This window comes from Streptomyces sp. H27-H1 (genome assembly GCF_026627445.1).
Classification (GTDB): Bacteria; Actinomycetota; Actinomycetes; order Streptomycetales; family Streptomycetaceae; genus Streptomyces.
The window spans coordinates 340,440-363,199 of the sequence record NZ_JAPNLJ010000002.1; the positions used below are offsets into that span (position 1 = coordinate 340,440).

Sequence of the window (22,760 nt, forward strand, 5' to 3'; positions counted from 1 at the left end):
GCGTCCGCCCCGGCATGCGGCTCCTCGTACACGCCTCCCTGGGCGGCACGGGTCTGCGCGCCGAGGAGTTGCGCGACGCCCTCCTCGCGGCCGTCGGCCCGCACGGCGCCCTCGCGGTGCCGGCCTTCACCCCGGAGAACTCCAAGACCTCCAGCGCGCACCTGGCCCGGATCTCGGGCCTTCCCGAGGAGGAGGTACGGGCCTTCCGCGCGCGGATGCCCGCATTCGACCCGGCGCGCACCCCGAGCCACGGCATGGGCGTCCTCGCCGAGGCGGTCCGTACCGCCCCGGGGGCGGCGCGCAGCGGGCACCCCCAGACCTCTTTCGCCGCCCTCGGCGAAGGTGCCCTGACGCTTTGCGCGGAGCATCCGCTGACCAGCCATTTGGGCGGGGATTCACCTCTGGGAAAGATGTGCGGGGAGGGATGGCAGGTACTCATGATCAATGTGGGATTTTCCGTTTGCACTGCTTTCCATCTCGCGGAGTATCTAATTCCGCAGCCCCCCTTGCGCATGTACGAGTGTGTGGTGAAGGTGAACCTTCCGGGGCTTCCGGGGGGGCATCCCGGCGAGTACGAGGGGGCGCCGAAGGGGGAAGGGTGGACCGCGTACGAGGACATCGCGCTGGATGACAGCGATTTCACCGAGATCGGCAGGGCGTTCCCGGAAGACCAATTGCACCGGGGACGGATCGGCGGGGCATCGACCGTGCTCTTCGCCCTTCCGCATGCCGTTGATCACGCGCTTGAATGGATGACCGAAAACAGACGCTGATTGACTGAACGATGAGGGGATGTGGCGGAGCAGCTCCGGAATGATGTTTCTTCGCTCGCATCTTCGGGACGGGGGTCGTGTGCCCGCATCAGTGCAGCCGTACTTTTTTCTCAGTTATGCGCATACACCGAGGTTCGGGGCGGGAGGACCGGACCCGGACATGTGGGTGGAGCGGCTTTTCCGCGACCTCTGCAGCCATGTCATGGCGCTGACGAATCTGCCCGCGGGAGCCGAGGCCGGCTTCATGGACCGGGAGATACGCAGCGGTGAGGGCTGGTCGGAACGGCTCGGGGCGGCACTCGCCACCTGCCGGGTCTTCGTCCCCCTGTTCTCGCCGCGCTACTTCGCCAGCGAAATGTGCGGGAAGGAGTGGTTCGCCTTCGCGCAGCGCACCATCCACCACGTGGCGCTCAGCAACCAGCCTGCCGATGCCATCGTGCCCGCGTTATGGGTCCCGGTGCCTCCTTCCCAACTGCCGCTTCCAGCTGAGCGGTTGCAGTTCAACCACAACACCTTCGGAGAGCGGTACGTCACCGACGGCCTGTACGGGCTGATCAAACTGCGCGGTTACGCCGAGCAGTACGAGAGCGCCGTGTACGAACTCGCCAAACGGATCGTCCGGGTCGCCGAGACCGTCCGGCTCGATCCGATCCGGCCGCTCGACTACCGGCTGGTGCCCAGCGCCTTCGGCTCACCGAGCAGCACCACCCGCACCCTGCACGTCACCGTGGCCGCCGCTTCCCGGCACGATCTGCCGGAGGGCCGCAGCCCCGAGTACTACGGGGACAGCGCGCTGGACTGGAACCCGTACCACCCGGTCTCCCAGCGGCCCATCGCCTACGTGGCCGAGGACCTGGTCCGCAACCTCAACTACCAGACGACGGTGGGGTCGTTCGACGAAGAGGCCGGACACTTCGACTCCAAGCAGCCGCCGACCCGGCCCGAGATCCTCATCGTGGACCGGTGGGCGGTGGAGGACGAGCAGCGCCGGCAACGCCTCGCCGCCTTCGACCAGGAGTCCCGGCCGTGGATCAACGTGGTCGTGCCGTGGAACCGGTACGACCACCAGAGCCGCGCGAAGGAGAGCGAGTTGGCCCACCGGCTCGAGGACACCATGCCCGTCAAGATGAGCCAGGGCCGGGCCGCCTGCCGGGCCGCCGCCAACGGCGTGGCCAACATGGAGACGCTCGGGCAGATCCTGCCGCAGGTGGTGGAGGCCGCCGCCCAGCAGTTCCTCAGACACGCCCAGGTCTATCCACCGGCCGGCAGCCCCGCGGCCGGCACCGAACGGCCCCGGCTGGTCGGGCCGATGGGGATGAACGGGCCGCCGGCCCCGCCGCCCGCCCCCTTCCCGCCCACCGCGGGCGAAACGGCACACGAGTACGGCGCCGGCGCCGACCACACCAATGACAACGACCGGGGGGACGCGGATGACATCGAGTCGTGACAGCCAGAGTCGTGACAGCCAGCACAGCAGCAGTGACGACCACCGCGAGGGACGCATCGTCACCTTCTACTCGTACAAGGGCGGCACGGGCCGCACCATGGCGCTGGCCAACACCGCCTGGATCCTCGCCGCCAACGGCAAGCGGGTCCTCGCCGTGGACTGGGACCTGGAAGCGCCCGGCCTGCACCGCTTCTTCCACCCCTTCCTGGACCCCTCCACCCTCGGCGCCACCACCGGTGTCATCGATCTGATCAGCGAGTACGCGTGGGCGGCCACCAGCCCGGTGCAGCGCCCCGACGACTGGCACAAGGACTACGCGCGGATCCAGCCGCACGCCGTCTCGCTCACCCCCGAGAACCTCGGCTGGGAGTTCCCCGACGGCGGTACCCTCGACTTCGTCTCGGCGGGCCGGCAGAACCGCGAGTACTCGGCGACCGTCTCCACCTTCGACTGGGACAACTTCTACGACCGGCTCGGCGGCGGTCTCTTCTTCGACGCCTTACGGGCGGACATGAAGCTGAACTACGACTACGTCCTGATCGACAGCCGCACCGGCCTCTCCGACATAGCCGACATCTGCACCGTCCACCTGCCCGACATCCTGGTCGACTGCTTCACCCTCTCCGACCAGTCCATCGACGGCGCCGCCTCCGTGGCCCGGCAGATCGACGAGCGGTTCAACGACCGCGGCATCAAGATCTACCCGGTCCCGATGCGCATCGACGAGGGCGAGAAGGAGAAGGCCGACGCCGGCCGCGCCCTGGCCCGGATCAAGTTCGACCGCTTCCCGGGCGGCCTGGTCGGGGACGACCTCACCTCCTACTGGGGCGCGGTGGAGATCCCGTACCGCCCCTACTACGCCTACGAGGAGACCCTGGCCACCTTCGGGGACGAGGCCGGGCTCACCAACTCCCTGCTCTCCGCCTTCGAGCGGCTCACCACGGTCGTCACCGAGGGCGACGTCACCTCGATGCCCGCCATCGGCGAGGAGGTGCGCCTGCGCATCCGCGACGCCTTCACCCGGCGCCGCCCCGCCCTGCCCGCGGACCTCTTCCTCTCCTACGTCGCCGAGAACCGCATGTGGGCGGACTGGATCGAATCGGTGCTCACCCGGGCCGGCTTCCGGGTCGTCCCGAGGGACGTCTCCGCCGAACGCACCCCGGCCACCGCCGCCGGGGACACCCTGGGCGGAGCCGGGATCAGCGTGGACACCGCAGCCCGGACCGTGGTGCTGCTCTCCAGCGCCTACCTCAAGTCCGCCCGCGCGGTAGACGTGTGGGAACGGGCCGCCGCCGAGGACCCGACCGGGGGCCGGCGCCAGCTGGTGCCGCTGCGGGTGGGCGACGTACGCCTGTCCACCCCGTACATCGACCGCAATCCCGTGGACCTGTTCCGCCTCGACGAGGTGCACGCCACGACCGCGCTGCTGCGCGCGGTGGAACGGCCGATGGCGCTGCCCGACACCGTCGCCAGCGCCTCCGCGCCCGGCCCCCGCTTCCCCGGGACGGTCCCGAAGATCTGGAACGCACCGCCCCGCAACCCCGGTTTCACCGGCCGCTCCATCGTGCTGGAGCGGATGCGCGACCAGCTCGGCGGCGGCATGGCCGTGGTACTGCCGCAGCCGCAGACCCTGTACGGCCTCGGCGGCGTCGGCAAGACCCAGGTGGCGCTGGAGTACGTGCACCGCTTCATGGCCGACTACGACCTGGTGTGGTGGATCTCCTCGGAGCAGACGGACGACGTGGTCGCCGCCCTCGCGGAACTGGCCGTACGCCTCGGCGCGCAGACCGGCGAGGACATGTCGGCGGCCTCCCAGGAGGCGATCGACCTGCTGCGGCGCGGAGTTCCCTCCTCGCGCTGGCTCCTGGTCTTCGACAACGCCGACGATCCCGAGACGCTCAAGCGGTACTTTCCGCCGGGCGGCCCGGGGCACGTGCTCGTCACCTCCCGCAACCAGTCCTGGTCCCAGTACGGCGACGCCCTCCCGGTGGACGTGTTCCTGCGCGAGGAGTCCATCGAGCACCTCCAGCGCCGGGCCCCCGGACTGAGCAAGGACGACGCCGAGCAGGTGGCCGTCGCGGTCGGCGACCTGCCGCTCGCCGTCGAACAGGCGGGCGCCTGGATCGCGGAGACCGCGACGCCGGTGTCCGCGTACATCGAGCAGCTGGCGCAGCAGGCCGCGCGCGTGCTGGCGCTGAACCAGCCGCCCGGCTACCCGGAGCCGGTGGCCGCCACCTGGAACGTCTCCATAGAACGGCTCCAGTCCCGCTCCCCCGCGGCCGTGCGGCTGCTCCAGCTGTGCGCCTTCTTCGCACCCGAGCCCATCTCGGCGAACCTGCTCTACAGCAAGGAGATGATCGACGCCCTCAAGCCGTACGACTCCTCCCTCCAGGAGAAGCTGGTGCTCGGCCGCGTCATCCGGGAGATCGGCCGGTTCGCGCTGGCCAAGGTCGACCAGGTCAGCAACAGCATCCAGGTGCACCGCCTGGTGCAGGCGGTGATCCGGGCGCAACTGTCCGAGGAGGAGCAGCGCGAGGCCCGGCACGCGGTGCACCGGATCCTGGCGGGTGCCCGGCCGGACGACGACGAGCCGATAGACAACCCGGAGACCTGGCCGCGGTTCAACACCATCTGGCCGCACCTGACCCCGTCGGAGGCCCGGTTCTGCAAGGAGCCGGAGACCCGGCGGCTGCTGATCGACCGCGTCCGCTACCTCTGGAAGCGCGGTGACTTCAAGGCCGCGTACGCGCTGGGCGAGGAGCTGCGCGAGACCTGGCGCGAGACCCTGGGCGGCGATGACCTCCAGTACCTCTACCTGCGCTTCCACCTCTCCAACATCCTGCGCTCGCAGGGCCGGTTCATGGAGGCGATGGAGCTGGACGAGGGCACGCTGGAGCGCCAGCAGGCGGCGCTCGGCGCCTCGCACCCGCACACGTACATGACCACCAGTGGTCTGGCGATGGACCTGGGCGCCCTCGGCCGCTACGGCGAGGCGATGGAACTGGCCAACGCCGCGCACGAGGGCTTCGGGCAGATCTTCCACGAGGCGCACCCGCGCACCCTGGCCGCCGCGAACAACCTGGCGCTGAACCTGCGCATGATCGGGCAGTACGCCCGGGCCAGGGAGATCGACCAGGAGGTCTTCGACCGGCGTACCGAAGTGCTGGGCACGGACCACCCGTACACCCTGTCCTCGGCGCAGAACCTGGCGCGCGACCTGCGTGAGGTGGGCCGGTACGACGACTCGGTGCAACTGCTGAGCCGGACGTACGAGATCTACAAGCGGACCCTGGGCCGGGCCTTCCCCGGCACCCTGTCGGCGGCCAAGAACCTGGCGGTCTCGCTGCGCAGGGCGGGCGACGTGGAGGACGCGCTGCGGCTGACCACGGCGACCCGCAACCGGTACCGGGCCAAGTACACCTCGGTCAACCCGGACCTCCTCGCCTGCGAACTGAACCTGGCCGCGGACCTGTTCGCGACCGGGGACCCGGGCGGGGCGCGGGACCTGGCCCAGGAGGTGGTGGACGAGTACGTCAAGGTGCCGGGCGAGCGGCACCCTTACACCCTGGCGGCGGTCAACAACCTCGCGGTGTTCCACTGGGGCACCGGGGCGGCGGAGACCGCCGAACCGATGCTGCGCCAGACCATCCGCCACATGGGCGAGGTGCTGGGCGACAACCACCCGCACACCATCTTCGCCAACCTCAACCTGGCCAACGCCCGTGCCGACCTGGGCGATCCGGAGAGCGCCCTGGAGCTGGAGCGGCTCTCGGTGATGCGGCTGCGCGAGGCGCTGGGCGTGCACCACCCGGAGACCCTGGCGAGCGCCTCCAACATGGCGGTCAGCCTGGACATGATGGGCCGCAAGGAAGAGGCGAACCGGGTGCGGTCCGAGGCGGTGGCCGAGCTGACGCGGCTGCTCGGCGAGGACCACGGGCTGACGCGGTACGCCCGCGACGAGCGCCGGGTCCACCGGGACCTGGAGCCGCTGGCGGTGTGATCCGCGGGGGCGGCTCCCGCCGGGAGCCGCCCCGCACCTCCCCGATACACGCAGAAACAGCAGACTGGGGGGTTCGCTGTGAGTGACAGCAAGACCTTTCGCAACGAGGACCTGCCGGCCCTCTTCCACCACACCGATCAGGCGGCGATCTCCCGGCAGCGGGAGTCGACCCAGGCCACCCGCGCCCAGCTGATGCTGCTCGTCGCGGCTGCCGGGGCCGCCGCCCTGCCCGAGGGCCCGAAGCTCGGCTCGATGCACCTGTTCGGGCTCCTCAGCGTGCTCGCCTACGCCGGGGTGCTGGGCGTGGGCATACGGGCCACCCGGCGCCGGGCCCGCCCTCAGTGGCAGCTCAACCGCAGCGCCGCGGAGTTCATCAAGTCGCTGGCCTGGCGGTACGCCGTCCACGGCGCGCCCTTCGGCAGCGACGTCCCGGGGGTCGAGGAGACCTACCGGACCCGGCTGGAGGCGGGGCTGAACGAGCTGCGCAAGATGGGCTGGGAGGATCCGCGGACCGCCGGCCTGGTGCCGGAGGGCGGGGAGATCACCGGTGCGATGTTCCGGCTGCGCGGGCTCGGCTACCCGGTGCGGCGGGAGACCTACGTCCGTGACCGGCTGATCGAGCAGCGCAACTGGTACCAGCGCAAGACGGAGGTGTCCCGGCGGGCGACGGCCCTGTGGTCGTGGTCGATCGTGCTGCTGACCTGTCTGGCCCTGCTGTTCGCCTTCTACGGGGCCTTCGGTTCGGGTCCGGGGCCGGCCCTGACCGGACTGCTGAGCTCGGCGGCGACGGCCGGGATCGCGTGGAACGAGGTGCGGCGCCACCACCCGCTGATCGAGGCGCACACCCTGATCGAGCAGGATCTCTCCGCGATGATGGTCGTGATGCAGACCACGATCACCGAGACGCAGTGGCCGGCCTCGGTGTACGAGACCGAGCGGTACGTGTCTCCGCAGCACACGGACTGGCTTGCCCGGCACAGCAGTTGACGGCGGGCTGAGCCCGATTCGGCCGGTGTGTGGCGTGGCCCTCAGCCCCGGGTCACGCCCTCCCGCCAGATCACGGTGACCGGCTTTCCGAGCGCGCGGGCGTAGGCGACGATCTCGGCGGTGCCGCCGTGCCCGCGGGCGGGCAGGCCGTCCCAGACGGCGACGAGGCGGTCGCAGGAATCGGCGATGTAGGTGCCGGCCGCGTAGTAGGCCTCGTCGGTGGAGCGGGCGAAGTCCATCCGGACCTCCTGGGAGGCCCGGCGCTTGAGCCCCAGGTACCGGCCGAGCGCGCCGGTGTCCCCGAAGCCCTGTTCGTAGTCCCCGCTGGGGATGACCACGGTGAGGTCGGCGCCGCATTCCAGCGCGATGGCGGCGAACAGCTGGTCCGCTCCCTCGGCGAGGCTGGAGAGGGCCTCCAGCGGCCCTTCGTGGCCCTCCAGTACGGCCCGTAGGCCTTCCTCCACGTGGCCGAGCAGCTCGTCCGGAATCGACCGGTGCCCGGTCACGCCGATTCGCTTCATGCGGAAACCCGCTCCCCCCGTGGACACGAACGCCCCTGGACATCCTCCCAGAAGGCGGGAGGACGTCCAGGGGCGCGGCGGGGGCGCATGGGCCCGCCTAGTACACGCTGACCCCGTACGCGTTCAGGGCCTCGACGACGGGCTGGAAGTACGTGGTGCCGCCCGAGGAGCAGTTGCCGCTGCCGCCGGAGGTGAGGCCGACCGCGCGGGTGCCCGAGTAGAGCGGGCCGCCGCTGTCACCGGGCTCGGCGCAGACATTGGTCTTGATCATGCCGTAGACGATGTCGCCGCCGCCGTAGTTCACGGTGGCGTTGAGCCCGGTCACCGAGCCGCTGTGGATGCCGGTGGTGGAGCCGCGGCGGGTGACCGACATGCCGGTGGTGGCGTTGACGGCGCTGGTGATGTCCTGGTTGCCGACGGTCCCGGGGTGGGTGACGGAGGTGTTGTCGTAGCGGATGAGTCCGTAGTCGTTGGTCGGGAAGCTAGAGCCCACGGTGGGGCCGATGACGGTGGTGTGGGAGGAGTTGGTCCACCAGGTGCCCGCGCCGTCGGTGCAGTGGCCGGCGGTCAGGATGTAGTAGGTGGTGCCGCTGCGTACGTTGAAGCCGGCCGAGCAGCGCCAGCCGGAGGCGTAGATGGCGTCGCCGCCGGAGACCAGCTTCGACAGCTTGCCGGGGGTGCGCTCGATGCGCAGCGCGGCCGCGTTCGTTCCGGCCTCGCTGCGGATTCTGGCGATGGCGGCCGCCGAGACGGTGGAGTCGGCGGTGACCACGAGGGTGCCGGTGGCGGGGTCGGTGTGCCAGGCGGTGCCGGCAACGTCGGCTCGCAGGACCGAGGCGCCCGCGGAGGCCAGCCGGTCGGCGCTGAACCCCCCGTCGGCGTGCGCGGCCGTGGGGGCCGCGAGGGCGGCCACGGCGGCGAGGCCTGTGGCCACGGCGAAGAGCCTGGAACGGATGATGCGCTTGATCGTCACTTGTCGTCCTCCCGGAGGGGATCGGAGGCCCGGCCGGAGTGGGGTGCCGGAGCCCGTGGAGGGCGGTCAGGGGCACGGCGAACGAGAAGTCGTTCGACGTGCCCCTGACAAGCCCCGAGAGACGCTGACGGGAGTCTCCTGGCGTCAGATACCGCTAGCAAGGGCGCCTTTCAGCCGCCGCTCGCCCGCCTCGATCCCGAAGGGCAGGGTGTTGCCGGGCGGGGGGAAGGGACAGACGAAGTGGTCCGCGAAGGCGCACGGGGGCAGCTGGACCCTGTTGAGGTCCACGGTGATCGAGCCGTCGGCGGCCGGGGTACCGGGCTTGAGGAAGCGGAACCGGTAGCTGGAACGGCCGCCGGTGGCGTCGCCGATGACGGCCCAGAGGCTGCCGTCCTCCTCGTCCACCGCGACCCGCAGCGCGTGCCGGGCGCCCCCGAAGTCGAAGGCGAGCTCACCGCCCAGGCCCAGCCCGCGCGCGCGTCCGTCCACGTTCTCGACCTGGACCGTCCGGTCCTGCGCGTACGGGCTGAAGTGCCCCGGCACCGCGTACGCCGGGTCGTACGCGGTGGCCTCGATCCCGGTGAAGGCCGCGCGGCCCGGCGCCGCCGGGTCGAAGACGCGTACCGCCCAGTCCCCTTCGCGCCGGACCACGACGAGCCGTACGTCGCCGGTTCGGAGCCGGGAGTGCGAGGGCGGGGCCTCGTCGGCGGCGAGTACGGCGGCGCCGGTGAGGGGCTCGCCGTCCAGGGTGATCCCCTCGTCCGGCCCGGCGGTCAGAGTCACCCCTGCGGCGGTGGCGCACCAGTGCCCTGGAACGGCCGGAATTCGACCTTCCGGGTAATCGGCGAGCCAGTGGGTGCCGGTCAGCGAGAGCGGCCCGTAGGGGGCGGAAACGACTGCCACCCGGTGCTCGTGCCACTGCTTCCAGGCGGTGGCGGGGTCGTCGGGGTCGGTCGAGTCGGCTGTGCCGGCCGGGTCGGCGCTCATGCCGCTCAACCCTTCCACACCAGCCGGGCCGGAAACCGCGAGGTACTCCGTCCGGGCCTGGGAACACGGATGCCCTGGACACCCTCCCGACAGGCGGGAGGACGTCCAGGGCTGTGGCGCAGGTGCGTGTGCCTAGTAGACCGAGGGCCTAGTAGACGCTGACGCCCCAGCGGGCGAGCGCTTCCTTGACGGGCTGGAAGTAGGTGGTGCCGCCCGTGGTGCAGTTACCGCTGCCGCCGGAGGTGAGGCCGAGGGCGTGGGTGCCGGTGTAGAACGGGCCACCGCTGTCGCCGGGCTCGGCGCAGGCGTTGGTCCGGGTCAGGCCGTAGACGACGTCGCCGTCGCCGTAGTTGACCGTGAAGTTGAGACCGGTCACCTTGCCGGCGCGGGTACCGGTGGTGGAGCCGGTCCGCTTCACGTTGTAGCCGATGACGGGGTTGATCGCGTCGACGATGTTCTGGCTGTAGACGGCACCGGAGTGCGCCAGGGCCTTGTTGTCGTAGCGGATGATCCCGTAGTCGTTGCCCGGGAAGCTGGAGCCGGCGGTCGCACCGATCTTGACGCTGTGGGCCTGGTTCGTGTACCAGGTGCCCGCACCCTGGGTGCAGTGACCCGCGGTCAGGGCGTAGTACATGGTGCCCCGGCGCACATTGAAGCCGAGGGAGCAGCGAATCTGCCCGGTGAAGATCGCCTGGCCGCCCGTGGTCAGCTTCGAGAGCTTGCCGTGGGTCCGCTCGATGCGCACGGCCGAGCCGTTCGACCCGACCTCCTTCTTGATCTTCTCCAGGCTGGCGTCCGACACCGTGGAGTCGGCGGTGACCACGAAGGCCCCGGACTCGTTGGTGCCCCACGCGGTGCCCGCGACATCGGCACGCAGAACCGAGGCCTCGACCGCGGCGAGGCGGTCGGCGTTGACGCTGCTGCCGCTCGGGGCCTCGGCCGCCGCCGCGGGACCCGCAAGGGTGGCCACGGCGGTCAGACCGACGGCCGCCGCGAAGAGCCTGGAGCGGAAGATGCGCTTGACTGTCACTTATTGTCCTCCCAGAAGGGATAGAAAGGCCCGGAGTGCAGGTGTGGTGCCCAGGGCCCTGTTAGGGCGCCCGGAAGCAGGACGGACGGGTCACCGTTCGCCGTGCCCCTGACAAACCTCGTAAATGTTATCGAATGTTTGCTGCCGTCAGGTGCGCTCGGCAAGACCGTATTTCAGCCGCCGAAGGCCTTAGAGGCGCCTGCCGGCCCGGTTCGCCCCAGTGGCGACCGGGACAGACGATCCGAAACGGACTGAATTCGACCCGCACGGCAAGGATCGGGCCGGGTGACCGGCGGGCCCAGCTGTTGCACAGTCGGGACAAAGACGGGGCCCAGATACCGGGCATACGACACACAGGCGCCCCAAAGGCGGCGCACAGGAAGAGCGCCGGGCACGGCGTCAGCAGTCGCAGCCGCACCCGTCGCAGCAGCAGCCGTCACAGCAGCACCCGTCCCCGCACCCGTCGCACGGGCAGTCGCAGTCGCACGCGTCGCACCAGGGGTCCCGCTTCTGCCTGGACCAGGGGCCCTCGTGCTCCGTGCAGCACAGCTGGCAGGTGCAGAACAGCCCGAGGGCCACCGCACACCCCGACAGCAGGTCGCGGCGCGGCTTGAGCGGGGGCGGCGGCGGGCCGAAGTCCATCGGGGGCGGGCCGAAGCCGCCCTGGCCGGCCGAGCCCGTCACGGCATGGCCACAGCTCGCGGTTCCGAAGGCCCGGTCCACCGAGGTGCGCAGCTCGTGCACGAGCAGCCGGTGGGCGAGCCCCGCATCGGCGAACTCCACCTCCCGCAGCGCCAGCCTGATGCCCCGCAGCGCGTCGTCGCACAGCCTGCGCGCCTCGGTACGGGGGGTCCCGGTGGCGGTCAGCGGGTTCCAGGCCCCCGCCGCCGCGTCCGCCGCCTGGTCCTCGACGGCGTCCAGCAGGTGCGCGAGCCTCCCGAAGTAGCGCCCCGCCTCGGCGAGCGCGGAAGCGTTGCCTGGCCGTCCGGCGAGGGTCGCGGTATGGGCGAAGGCGGCGGCCGTGGCGGTCTCGGTCGGCTCGGTCACCACGAGCACCGGCGTGCCGGCTCCGGCCAGGGCCTCGATGCCCGCCTGCCGGTCCACGGCGTCGACGAGCACGGCCGTGTCGAAGCCGACGGAGGCTCCGGTACGAGCGCCGGCCCGGTCCCAGCCCCGGGCCACCCGGCGCGCCGCGAGGGCGATCGGGGCGCGGGCCAACAGGCCGTCCCGGTCCGCCACGTGGTCGCGCACCTTCGCGGAGGCCAGGACGAGCGAGACCGCGGCGGCGAGCCGCGCACCCTCGCCGTTGGCCACCGAGGCCGTGCGCATCCCGCGCAGTGGACAGGGGCCCGCGGTGCGCCGGGTCCCGGAAGCGGCTCCGGACTGAGCCTCCGTCAGAACGGAGACGAGCAGCCCGTCGTAGTTGGTCACGATCCTCGCGAACTGGCCGTGATCCCCACGAAGTGCCAGGCACAGCCCGCAGAGATGGGCCATCCATTCCGCCTTGAACCGCTCCCCGAGCCGGTGTGTGCATGGTCTGACGATGCCGAACAAAACGATTCCCCCGTGTGTCATACGCGTGCTCGACGGGCATCGTAGCGAGACCGCCCGTCACCCGTACGTCCCCTTCGCTCACCCGTACGGCCGCACTGGTCGTATTTTCACTCAGACAGCAGCGGTAGCCGCCGGGATCCTTGACCGTGCAACGGATGTTCTGCACCAGTACCGTCACGAAACCCCTGCGCGGCGACTATCCACTTGGCGCGTTGTCAGCATCATGGACGACGATAGGGACGCGGAAGAGAAGACAGAACTGACCGCGATGAAAGGAGGCGTCCATGGGTTCGGTGCGCAAGGCGAGTGCCTGGCTGGGTCTCGTAGAGGACAGCGACGACGAGCGATACTACGACGACGACTACGCGGAGGCCCCGCAGGGGGGGTCGGTGGTCGGCCCCGGCGAGCAGTGGGTCACCGACCCGCGCGTCAAGGTGGCGTCGGAGTCCGCCGTCGACCAGGGCCGGCGCATCGCGACGGTCACCCCGGACGGTTTCCGTGACGCCCGTGGCATCGGCGAGCTGTTCCGCGACGGTGTCCCGGTCATCGTGAACCTGTCCTCGATGGACCCGGGCGACGCGAAGCGCGTGGTCGACTTCGCGGCCGGTCTGACCTTCGGCCTGCGCGGCTCGATCGAGCGGGTGGCGACCAGGGTCTTCCTGCTGACCCCGGCCGACACCCAGATCGTGAGCGGCGAGTCCGGCGGCCGCTCGCGCGACTTCTTCAACCAGAGCTGAGCCCGGGGGCACCTCCAGCGTCGGCTGGGGGACCCTCACCGGCCGCCTCCGGTTCCTTCCGGCCCTCCCGGCACCTCTTGGCCCTGCCCGGCCTAGCGGAAGGCGTCGAGCCCGGTGAGCGCCTTGCCCAGCACGAGCTGGTGCATCTCGACGGTGCCCTCGTAGGTGAGCACCGATTCGAGGTTGGTGGCGTGCCGCATGACGGGGTATTCGAGCGAGATCCCGTTGGCACCGAGGATCGTCCGCGCGGTGCGACAGATGTCGATGGCCTCGCGGACGTTGTTGAGCTTGCCGAAACTGATCTGCTCCGGCCGCAGCGTCCCCGCGTCCATCCGCCGCCCCAGGTGGTGGGCGAGCAGGATCCCCTTGTGGAGCTCCAGCGCCATGTCCGCCAGCTTGGCCTGGGTGAGCTGGAAGCCGCCGATGGGCCTGCCGAACTGCTCGCGCGTCTTCGCGTAGTCGAGCGCCGCCTCGAAGCTGGAGCGCGCCGCGCCCATGGACCCCCAGACGATCCCGTACCGCGCGTGGCTGAGGCAGCCGAGCGGCCCCTTGAGTCCGGTGACGCCAGGGAGCACCGCGTCGGCGGGCAGCCGTACGTCGTCCAGGACCAGTTCGCTGGTCACCGAGGCTCGCAGGGACCACTTGTGCTTGATTTCCGGGGCGGAGAACCCGGCACTGTCCGTGGGGACGGCGAACCCGCGGATCCCCTCCTCGGTCTGCGCCCATACGACCGCCACGGCGGCCACCGAGCCGTTGGTGATCCACATCTTGCGGCCGTTCAGCACCCAGTCCGAGCCGTCCCGCTTGGCGTGCGTGCGCATGGCGGCGGGATCGGACCCGGCGTCGGGCTCGGTCAGCCCGAAGCATCCGATGAGCTCGCCGGCGGCCATGCCGGGCAGCCACCGCTGCTTCTGCTCCTCGGAGCCGTACTTCCAGATCGCGTACATCGCCAGCGAGCCCTGTACGGAGACCAGTGAGCGGATCCCGGAATCGGCGGCCTCCAGTTCCAGGCAGGCGAGCCCGTACTGAACGGCGCTCGCGCCCGCGCAGCCGTAGCCCTGGAGCGACATCCCGAGCGCCCCGAGGGCGCCGAGCTCCTTGGCGATCTCCCGGATGCCGGGCAGCTCGCCGTTCTCGTACCACTCGGCGATGTGCGGCAGCACCCGGTCGGCGGCCCAGCCGCGGACGGTGTCCCGGATCGCGAGGTCCTCGGGCGTGAGGAGCTCGTCGAGCCCGAGCGGGTCGGTGGGAACGAAGGACACTGCGCCTCCTGGCAAGCCGGGGTCACAAAACCTAGCGCCGCAAGTTTGTCGTCCCGCCCGGCCGCGGTCCACCCGCTTCGGGTGTGACCCCGGTCCTGCCGTGCGGGCAGACTGCGGACATGCTCGATACTTCCGCGCGGCTGCTGCGCCTGTTGTCGCTCCTGCAAGCCCACCGGGAATGGACGGGGGCCGACCTCGCCGGCCGGCTCGGCGTGACGGCGCGGACCGTGCGCCGGGACGTGGACCGACTGCGGGAGCTCGGCTACCCCGTGAACGCCAGTCCGGGCACCGGCGGCGGCTACCAGTTGGGGGCCGGGGCCGAGCTGCCGCCGCTGCTGCTCGACGACGACGAGGCCGTCGCCGTGGCCGTGGGGCTGCGGACCGCCGCCGGGAACGGCGTGGAGGGCATCGGCGAGGCCTCCGTACGGGCGCTGGCGAAGCTGGAGCAGGTACTGCCGTCGCGGCTGCGCGGGCGGGTGTCCGCGCTCAACCGGTTCACCGTGCCCATGCTCCGCGGGGCGGGCGCGTCGACCGTCGACTCCTCCGTGCTGACCGAGCTGGCCGGGGTCTGCCGCGACGCCGAGCGGCTGCGCTTCGGCTACCGGGACCATGGGGGAACCGTCACCCGCAGGACCGTGGAACCGCACCGGCTGGTGTGCAGCGAGCGCCGCTGGTACCTCGTCGCCTGGGATCTGGACCGGGAGGACTGGCGGACCTTCCGCGTCGACCGGATCGAGCCCAGGCCCCCGCACGGACCGCGCTTCACCCCGCGCCCGCCGCCCGCCGAGGACCTCGCCGCCTACGTCTCCCGCGGCATCTCCCATCGGGCGTACACGGCCCGCGCCGTCGTGCGGCTGCTGATCCCGGCGGCGGAGGCGGCCCGGATCGTCGGGCCGGCCGACGGGGTGCTGGAACCGCTCGACGAGGAGAGCTGCATCCTGCGCACCGGGGCGGTCAGCCTCGATGTTCTCGTGATTCACATCATGCTGATCGGGTGTGAGTTCGAGGTCGTCGAGCCGGCCGAGCTGACGGACCGGATCCGGGCCGCTCGAGATCTGCTCAGCAGGTCTCTGGAGCCCCGCAAAGCAGCCGGAGAAGTGAAGGAGTTGTAAGGAACCGGAGGGGGTTCGGAGCGCTCTCGGGCCGTAATTCCGGGGAGTTCCGGAGGAATTCGAAAGAGAATTCATCCCGGGCGTGTCACGGGACGGGAAATAAAAGGTCCAGACGAACTCGACCACCGAAGACTGTCGACAATCCGTGACACAAGCGTGACCCGGCATGGAGGAACGTCCGGGCGCGCCGCTGACGTTCCGGCCCTTTCGGGGCCGGGGCCCGCCCCGGACGCGCCACGGCGGGCCCCGGTCGTCGACCGGGGCCCGCCGTGGATGCGCGAGCGGAGGGGGTGCGTACCGTCCGGCTCAGCCGCCGGTGGCCGGGCGGGGCGCCGCGCCGCGCGCCGGGGCGCGGTCGGTGTGTGCCGGGCGGCGACTGCCGGCCGGGGTGGCCGGGGTCCGCTCGGAACGGATCAGGTACGGACGGCCGGCGAGGTGGACGGCGGGCCGGACGGCCGGCTGGCGCCCCGCGGGCTGGGCGGAAGCGGAGACCGAAGCCGCGGCCGGGACCTGCCCGGTATCGGCCGGCTCCGGCTGCCGCAGTACGACCACGGCCTCGACGGGCTGCACGGCCGGTACGGGGCGCCGCCCGGCCGGTAGGGGCTGCCGCTCGGACGGATCGGCGGCGGCGGTCCGCTGGAGCTGCCACTTGCCGCCCGCCGAGAGCAGCGGGACGAGCGGGCCGGTGAGGACCTCGGGCACCTGCCCGGCCTCCACGAGGCTGCGCAGCCGGGCGCGCAGGTCGAAGACGTATGCCTCGACCAGTGCGATGAGCGGCTCGAACCACGGCAGCGCCAGCAGCACGAGCAGACCGGCGAGCCAGCCGAGCAGAACGTCGCTGAGCCAGTGGGTGCCCAGGTAGACGGTGGTTGCGCCGACGCTCAGGGAGACCACGGCGGACACCAGGGAGAGCACCCGGCGGGTGACCGTGGTGGAGGCCAGGTAGGCCAGGATTCCCCAGGTCACCACGGCGTTGGCGGTGTGGCCGGAAGGAAATATATCGCCGCCTCCGAAGAGCTCGGCGGAGCCGATCTCGGTGGCGTAGTGCGGACCGAGCCGGCCCAGGCCGAGCTTGACGGCTCCCACGGTCATGTTGAGCAGCAGCAGCGCCACGCCGAGGGTGATCAGCGGGCGGAGGGTGTGCTGCCGCCAGGAGCGCCAGCCGAGCCAGGCGGCGACCATGACCGCGGTGGGTCCGCGCTGGCCCAGGACGACGAGGTAGTCGAGGAAGGCGTGCAGCTGCGGCCACTGCTCGTACGGCCGGAAGAACATGACCTGCCAGTCGAAGCGGACGAGCCACGAGGTGGTCAGGACCGCGACGACGATCGCGAGGTAGAAGGCGAGGCTCGCTCCGAGGAGCACGACGCGGTGCCGGCTCATCCGCGGGGTTTGCAGATGAGCCGGTCGCTCTGGTTCCCGGTCCAGCCGGGCGAACACCCGCTCCAGTCTGGGCGGGATTTGGTCGGTACGCACTCAATCGACGTTACCGCGCGTCGATGGGCGGCCCGGTCGAATCGCGGGCTTTGTGATGACCATGTGATGTGGAGTAGGTCTCACACGGTCTCACGCGGGACTTAATTCCCGCTATTCATACTTTGGTTGGAGCCCGGAAGGTCCCTTCTTCCGCGCTTTCGTCGCACACTTAAGTGACGTTTATAACGCCTGCTCAATTGTTTTACTCAAAGATGGAACGGATTGGCCCATTCCGTGATCTTGGCACGTGCGGGCAGGCCTACGGCGGCCCCGAGCCGTTCAGCCAGAAGGCCCCGTACACGGCCGAGGCTGCGGCCACCGCACCCAGCACCGCGGCCGCCCGGCCCGTCCGCCACCGGGCCAGCGCCACGGCCGGCGGGAACACCAACGGGAAGGCGGGCAGCAACAGCCGGGGCTTGGAGCCGAAGTAGCCGGAGGCGCACAGGGCGAGCGCCACCACGATCCCGGCGTACACCAGGAGCGGCGGAGGCTGGCGCCGCCGCACGCAGAGCGCGTACAGCCACAGCACCAGTGCGACCCCGGCGATCAGCCCGATGCCGGCGGGGAACGCCGGGGAGGCCAGCCGGTCCCCGATGAACCGGGCGAACGCCCGGCCGCCGTCGAAGCCGTTGCCCCAGCCGCCCTGGACGTCCAGGTACCCGGTCAGACCTCCGCCGGTGCGCGCGCCCACCCACACCACGTACGCCGCCGCGCCGAGCGGGGCCAGCAGCGCCCCGGCCACCGGCCGCCAGGACCGCTCCCCGCCCCGCCGGGCCGACGCGGCGGCCACCCACACCGCCGCGACCACGGCGGCTCCGACCGGCCGGGTCAGCCCCGCCCCGGCCGCGAGCAGGCCGGCGGTGAGCCAGTGCCCGCGCAGGACCCCGTAGAGGCTCCAGGCGGCGAGGGCGGTGAACAGCGACTCGCTGTACGCCATCGACTGCACGATCCCGACGGGCAGCGCGGCCCAGACCCCGACGGCGAACACCCCGGCCCGGCGGCCGTGGAGGAACTCGGCGACCGCGAAGATCCCCCAGGCCGCGGCGAGCCCGGCGAGCGCCGACACCACCAGGCCCGCGGACCCGTGGCCGAGGCCCGTGACGGCCGAGACCAGCCGCTCCAGCCAGGGCAGCAGCGGGAAGAAGGCCAGGTTGGAGTGGACGTCCCCGTTCGGGAGCGCCACCTCGTACCCGTACCCCTCGGCGGCGATCCGGGCGTACCAGAGGGAGTCCCAGCGCGCCGAGAGCAGGGTGTGCGCACTGCTGCCGGCCACCGCCCCCCACACCGCGAGCACGGTCAGCCCCAGCAGCCGCACCGCCACGAAGACGGCGAGGGCGGGCGCGGCCCGACGAAATCCAAGATCTTTCACGGGCATGATTATCGAGGCCGGGGGCGGTCATGCTCCGGGAGGAGGGGCCGGGGTGGAGCGAGTGGCGCACACCACAGGGCAGCCACTGCGGTGATGAGAGCTTGACCACGTGTCGGACAGCCGAACTCGCGTACGCTGACTCTCCACTCGCGTGTCGACGCCGGACCCCGTAGGACGCCACCCTCCCCACCCGTGGCCCCGAAAGACGCTGGTCCGCCGAGTGCGAGGGACCACCTGGGAGGTACATGCATGTCGGGGACGAACGTGACCGGCGACAGGAACCCTTCCCCCTGGCAGCGACTGCGGCGACTCGGCGCGGACTCCGGCGGGGCCAACCGCTGGGCCGTCCTGGCGGTCCTCTGCGTGAGCCTGGTGCTCGTCGCGCTCGACGCGACGATCCTGCACGTGGCCGTTCCCTCCGTCACCGAAGACCTGCGGCCCGGCCCGATGGAACTGCTGTGGATCGTCGACGCCTACCCGCTCGTGTGCGCCGCCCTCCTCATCCTCTTCGGCACCCTCGGTGACCGCGTCGGCCGCCGCCGCGTCCTGCTCCTCGGCTACGGGCTCTTCGGCGCGGCCTCGGCCCTCGCCGCCCTCGCCGACAACGCCCAGGTCCTCATCGCCGCCCGCGCCCTGCTGGGCGTCGGCGGCGCGATGATCATGCCGGCCACCCTGTCGATCCTGCGCCAGGTCTTCCCCGACCGGCGCGAGCGGGCCCTCGCCATAGGGATCTGGACCGCGGTCGCCGCCGTCGGTGCGGCCAGTGGGCCGGTCCTGGGCGGCTTCCTGGTCCAGCACTTCTGGTGGGGCTCGGTCTTCCTCATCAACATCCCGCTCATGATGATGCTCCTGCCGCTGGGGCGGTGGCTGCTCCCCGAGTCCAAGGGGTCCTCGGACGGGCCCTGGGACGTGGTCGGCGCGCTCATGGCCGCCGGCGGTGTGCTCGGCGCGGTCCTCGGGGTCAAGCGGATCGGCGCGGAGCGCCAGCTCGCCGACCCGCAGGCACTGATCCCGCTGCTGGTCGGCGCGGGGCTGCTGGTGCTCTTCGTACGGCGGCAGAAGCGACGGGCGCACCCGCTGATCGACATGCGGCTGTTCTCCCGGCCGGCCTTCACCACCTCGGTGGGCTGCATCGTGCTGGCCATGCTGGCGCTGGTCGGTCTGGAGCTGATCGCCGTCCAGTACCTCCAGCTGGTGCTGGACCTGAGCCCGCTGGAGACCGGGCTGCGCCTGCTCCCGCTCACCTTCGCCGCGATGGCGGCGGGCGCGACCGGCTCCTACACGCTCGCCCGGACCGGACCGCGCAGGATGGTCTCGCTGGGCTTCGTGCTGACGGCGGCCGCGGTGCTGCTGCTGACGTTCATGGGACAGCAGGACCGGCCGGTCCTGCTGACGGCCGTCTTCGTCCTGCTCGGCTTCGGGCTCCAGACCACGCTGTTCGCGGCCTACGAGTCCATGCTGAGCGAGGCCCCGGCGGCCACGGCCGGCGGCGCCGCCTCGATCGGGGAGACCTCGTACCAGCTCGGTGCGGGGATGGGCATCGCGCTGCTGGGCAGCGTGATGAACGCGGCCTACGCGCCGGGCCTGGCCACCGTTTCGGGGGTGTCGGCGGCCGACTCGGCCGGCGCCTCGCACTCACTGGGCGAGGCCTACCAGATCGCGGCCCGGCTCGGCGGACCGGCGGGCGAGTCCCTGTACTCGGCCGCCCGGCACTCCTTCGTCCACGGTCTGCACGTCACGCTGGTCGTCAGCGCGGCGCTGCTCCTGGCGGGCGCGGCGATCGCGCTGAAGCTCCCGCGCGCGATGGAGTGCGCGGAACCCGAGGCCTCCCCCGTACGCCTGCCCGCCCAGGCGGGCCCCGAAGCGGCCCCGACCGGAGCCCGCATCCCGGCCCAGCCCTCCCCCGACCACGACCCGGCACTCGGCCACCCGGCCTGACCCTCCCGGCCCACGCACCGAATGCGGTACCGGTCAGCCGGACGGGGCCGGAGCCGGTGCCGGAGACGGACCAGTTGCCGGACTCGCGGACCGACTCGGAGCCGGACTCACGGCCGGTGCGGCCCCCGGCCCTTCCGGCGCCCGTGCCGGCGGCGACGGCGTGACCGGGGTCGCGGCCGGAACCGGAGGCTTCCCCTGCGAAGGCGGCAGCGTCAGCAGCGTGCCGATCCGCAGCGCTTCCGGGCGCGGGCCGATCACCGTTCGGTTCGCCGCGTAGAGCGCCTGCCAGCCGCCCCGCACCCGGTGCCTGCGCGCGATCGCCACCAGCGTGTCCCCGCTTCGCACCACGTGCATCCGCCCCGCCAGCCCGTACCGCTTCGCGCACACGGGCCACGCCTCCCAGCCCTGGCTGCCCAGCACGTCCTCGCCCACCCGGATCTGCTGCTCCCGCGTCGCCAGGTCCGCCCTCGGCGCGAAGGCCCGCCCGCCGTGCTCCTCCCACGTCGGCTGCCAGAACTGCAGTCCGCCGTAGAAGCCGTTCCCCGTGTTCACCGCCCAGCGGCCCCCGCTCTCGCAGTCGGCCACACAGTCCCAGGGCCACTGCCCGCCGGGCCCGCAGTCCACCGCCCGGCCGGGCGCCCCCGGCGCGGGCGGCGGCGGCGCCGCGACCGCCGCCGACGCCGACGCCAGCACGAGGAGCAGCGCCGCCGCGCCCACCCCACCCGGAACCCCGAAGTTGCGCATCGCGTCACGCTACGCAGCTCCGTACCGCCTCCCGCGCTCGCCACACCGCGCCCCGCGCGCCCCCACCCGCTCGGCCCACGACCCAAACGACCAGCACCGGCCATCAACTGCGCACAACCAAAAAAGAGTTGGCACGAAAACAACGGCCCGGTCGGACCGTTCACTCCTTCGGGGGTCCGGTTCGATTCCGTTCCCTCAAACGGCGTGACCCCGGCCGCCACTCCTCCGTTGATCCCGGCGAGCCGGAACCCCCGGCCCCGCACGCCTAGTCCGAGGAGCCACCCCGTGCCGCGCATGCTCGAAGTCAGTGATGAGGTACGTGCAGAGATCGGCGACGAGGAGGCCGAGCGGCTGCTCGCAGGTGACGGATCCCCGGGCAGTTACGACTGCACCTCCTGCCGCACCCCCGGCGACTCCGAGCGCGAGCAGACCAGCACCGTGCTGTTCGTCGGCGACGAGACGGCCGTTCTGGCCTTCGCCCACGCCGGGTGCATCCCCTCGCAGGTCGTCGCCGTACCCGAGGCGGACCTCCAGGGCGCCGTCCGCTCCATCACCGGCGACAGCCCCGCCTCCGCCGGCGACGTACCGCAGTCCGTGCCCGGCGGCCAGGCCGTCCTCGGCATCACCAGCGGCCTGATCCTGATCAACGGGGATCTGCACCCCGCCCTCGTGGTGGAGCCGACCGCGCCCATCGCCCGACCCGGCACCACCGGTCCCGGCGACGACTTCCTGCCGCTCCTCATCGAGCAGGGCTTCATCCCCATGACCGACACCGAAGAGGTGCCGCAGGCCCTGAGCGGCTGGTCGATCCTGCTCGCCGCCGGCCAGCTGCACTCCGTGCTCCAGCCCGGTCAGGTCGCCTGGTGGCAGGCGCACCGGCCGCTGTCCGTCACCGACGGCTGGCGGGCCGCCGTCAACAAGACGCAGCGCGTCCTGGTCTACGCCGCCCCCGTCGGCACCATCGGCCAGCAGCCCCGCGAGGACCTGCTGCGCGACGCCCTGGACAAGGCCGCCCGCAACGGCAAGCTGGTCGCCGCCTCGATGCCGCTGGCGGGCACCCCGGGCGCCTGAGGCCCCGGCTCCCGCCCCTGCTCTGCCTTCCGTCCCCGAGACGGCCGTCCGCCCCCGCCATGGGGGCCGGGCGGCGTGCGCCGGGGGTGCGCGGTCCGTCCCGCGCACCCCCGGCGATCTGCGTTTTCCGCCCTGCCACCCCGCATCTGCGGGCCGCCGGTTTCGTTGGCTGATACGTGCATTCCTACGATGTCTCCCGCGCCCCGTCCTATCCGAGCAGCGTCCCCCCGATGCGCCCCGTACGGGAGCTGGGGAGCTCTCCGGCCACCTCGCACACGCCCATCTACGACACGCTGTACTCCGAGTACCTGCGCGCCTTCCGCGCCCTCCCCGGCGACCGCACGGGCGAGGAGGACCTCGGTTTCACGGCGTTCTCCTACGGAGGCCCCTACAACGGCACGTACGGCAGTGGCACGGGCTCGTACGGAAGCGGCTCCGCCGCGGCCTCCATGAGCTCCTACGGCAGCGGCTGGAACGCTTCCGCATGGCAGCAGGCGGCGCAGCACCCGGGGCAGCAGACGGACCCCTGGCAGCCCTCCCCCGCACCGCAGCCGCAGTACTCGTACGCCGGAGCCGGATACGCGAACGGGCGGCAGCACCAGACCGGGATGCAGCACATCCCGGCGGCCCTGCCGCCCGCTCCGCGTCGGGGCCACTAGGTCCTGTCTGGAGTCCGGATCGCGAGTTCGGTAGATCGCCTGCGCGTGGAGGCCCGGTCTTGATAGGCCATCAGTCATGGCGCGAGGCGATCTCACCGACGAGCAGTGGACTCTGATCGAGCC

General features: G+C 71.7%; 18 protein-coding genes. 9 read left to right on the forward strand and 9 right to left on the reverse strand.

Annotated features, from left to right (window positions below; genetic code table 11):
- The 4 genes from OTB20_RS03410 to OTB20_RS03425 form a co-directional block, all read left to right on the forward strand.
- Positions 1–773 (forward strand): aminoglycoside N(3)-acetyltransferase (locus OTB20_RS03410; protein ID WP_267815053.1); only part of this gene is annotated, 773 nt, incomplete at its 5' end.
- 43 nt (positions 774–816) lie between these two features.
- Positions 817–2,220: a TIR-like protein FxsC gene (locus OTB20_RS03415; protein WP_267815109.1), complete on the forward strand. Its 1,404-nt coding sequence runs from the start codon at positions 817–819 to the stop codon at positions 2,218–2,220.
- Positions 2,204–6,220: an FxSxx-COOH system tetratricopeptide repeat protein gene (gene fxsT, locus OTB20_RS03420; RefSeq protein WP_267815054.1), complete on the forward strand. Its 4,017-nt coding sequence runs from the start codon at positions 2,204–2,206 to the stop codon at positions 6,218–6,220. Before OTB20_RS03415 ends, fxsT begins: the two co-directional genes overlap by 17 nt.
- Positions 6,221–6,298: 78 nt before the next feature.
- Complete coding sequence (locus tag OTB20_RS03425) at positions 6,299–7,207, forward strand: DUF4231 domain-containing protein (RefSeq protein ID WP_267815055.1); 909 nt, start codon at positions 6,299–6,301, stop codon at positions 7,205–7,207.
- A gap of 41 nt (positions 7,208–7,248) precedes the next feature.
- Here OTB20_RS03425 and OTB20_RS03430 read toward each other — a convergent pair whose 3' ends face one another.
- From OTB20_RS03430 to OTB20_RS03450, 5 genes are all read right to left on the reverse strand, one after another.
- Positions 7,249–7,728, reverse strand: coding sequence for a hypothetical protein (locus tag OTB20_RS03430; RefSeq protein ID WP_267815056.1), 480 nt, complete (start codon positions 7,726–7,728; stop codon positions 7,249–7,251).
- 97 nt (positions 7,729–7,825) lie between these two features.
- Positions 7,826–8,701 (reverse strand): S1 family peptidase, encoded by an 876-nt coding sequence (locus tag OTB20_RS03435; RefSeq protein WP_267815057.1) that lies wholly within the window; start codon positions 8,699–8,701, stop codon positions 7,826–7,828.
- Between the two features lie 144 nt (positions 8,702–8,845).
- Entirely contained in the window at positions 8,846–9,688 is an 843-nt protein-coding gene (locus tag OTB20_RS03440; RefSeq protein ID WP_267815058.1) for a DUF1684 domain-containing protein, read from the reverse strand.
- A gap of 148 nt (positions 9,689–9,836) precedes the next feature.
- On the reverse strand, positions 9,837–10,718 hold the full coding sequence (locus OTB20_RS03445) for a S1 family peptidase (RefSeq protein ID WP_267815060.1): 882 nt from the start codon (positions 10,716–10,718) through the stop codon (positions 9,837–9,839).
- Between the two features lie 399 nt (positions 10,719–11,117).
- The gene (locus tag OTB20_RS03450) at positions 11,118–12,272 is read right to left on the reverse strand and encodes a DUF5685 family protein (protein ID WP_267815062.1); all 1,155 of its coding nucleotides are present in this window, start codon (positions 12,270–12,272) and stop codon (positions 11,118–11,120) included.
- Positions 12,273–12,556: 284 nt separating this feature from the next.
- On the opposite strand from OTB20_RS03450, the gene OTB20_RS03455 reads away from it, so the two are divergent.
- On the forward strand, positions 12,557–13,009 hold the full coding sequence (locus tag OTB20_RS03455; RefSeq protein ID WP_267758884.1) for a cell division protein SepF: 453 nt from the start codon (positions 12,557–12,559) through the stop codon (positions 13,007–13,009).
- Positions 13,010–13,101: 92 nt separating this feature from the next.
- Here the strand turns inward: OTB20_RS03455 and OTB20_RS03460 are convergent, their stop codons facing one another.
- Positions 13,102–14,271 (reverse strand): acyl-CoA dehydrogenase family protein, encoded by a 1,170-nt coding sequence (locus OTB20_RS03460; protein WP_267815063.1) that lies wholly within the window; start codon positions 14,269–14,271, stop codon positions 13,102–13,104.
- A 119-nt stretch (positions 14,272–14,390) separates the two neighbouring features.
- On the opposite strand from OTB20_RS03460, the gene OTB20_RS03465 reads away from it, so the two are divergent.
- Positions 14,391–15,383 (forward strand): helix-turn-helix transcriptional regulator, encoded by a 993-nt coding sequence (locus OTB20_RS03465; protein ID WP_267815064.1) that lies wholly within the window; start codon positions 14,391–14,393, stop codon positions 15,381–15,383.
- 306 nt (positions 15,384–15,689) lie between these two features.
- On the opposite strand, the gene OTB20_RS03470 is transcribed toward OTB20_RS03465, so the two are convergent.
- Both OTB20_RS03470 and OTB20_RS03475 read right to left on the reverse strand, forming a co-directional pair.
- A complete protein-coding gene (locus tag OTB20_RS03470) occupies positions 15,690–16,856 on the reverse strand; it encodes a phosphatase PAP2 family protein (protein WP_267815065.1) in 1,167 nt (388 codons plus the stop codon).
- A 259-nt stretch (positions 16,857–17,115) separates the two neighbouring features.
- Positions 17,116–18,231 carry a glycosyltransferase family 39 protein gene (locus OTB20_RS03475; RefSeq protein ID WP_420716312.1) on the reverse strand — a complete coding sequence of 372 codons (1,116 nt, stop codon included), beginning with the start codon at positions 18,229–18,231 and terminating at the stop codon, positions 17,116–17,118.
- Between the two features lie 243 nt (positions 18,232–18,474).
- On the opposite strand from OTB20_RS03475, the gene OTB20_RS03480 reads away from it, so the two are divergent.
- Complete coding sequence (locus OTB20_RS03480) at positions 18,475–20,163, forward strand: MFS transporter (protein WP_267815067.1); 1,689 nt, start codon at positions 18,475–18,477, stop codon at positions 20,161–20,163.
- Positions 20,164–20,196: 33 nt separating this feature from the next.
- On the opposite strand, the gene OTB20_RS42390 is transcribed toward OTB20_RS03480, so the two are convergent.
- Complete coding sequence (locus OTB20_RS42390; RefSeq protein ID WP_324290326.1) at positions 20,197–20,907, reverse strand: transglycosylase family protein; 711 nt, start codon at positions 20,905–20,907, stop codon at positions 20,197–20,199.
- A gap of 285 nt (positions 20,908–21,192) precedes the next feature.
- Between OTB20_RS42390 and OTB20_RS03490 the strand changes: the two genes are divergently transcribed.
- Together OTB20_RS03490 and OTB20_RS03495 are read left to right on the forward strand one after the other, a co-directional pair.
- Positions 21,193–21,978, forward strand: a complete 786-nt coding sequence (locus OTB20_RS03490) for a hypothetical protein (RefSeq protein WP_267815068.1) — start codon at positions 21,193–21,195, stop codon at positions 21,976–21,978.
- Between the two features lie 230 nt (positions 21,979–22,208).
- Positions 22,209–22,637, forward strand: a complete 429-nt coding sequence (locus OTB20_RS03495) for a hypothetical protein (RefSeq protein WP_267815070.1) — start codon at positions 22,209–22,211, stop codon at positions 22,635–22,637.
- Positions 22,638–22,760: the final 123 nt, after the last annotated feature.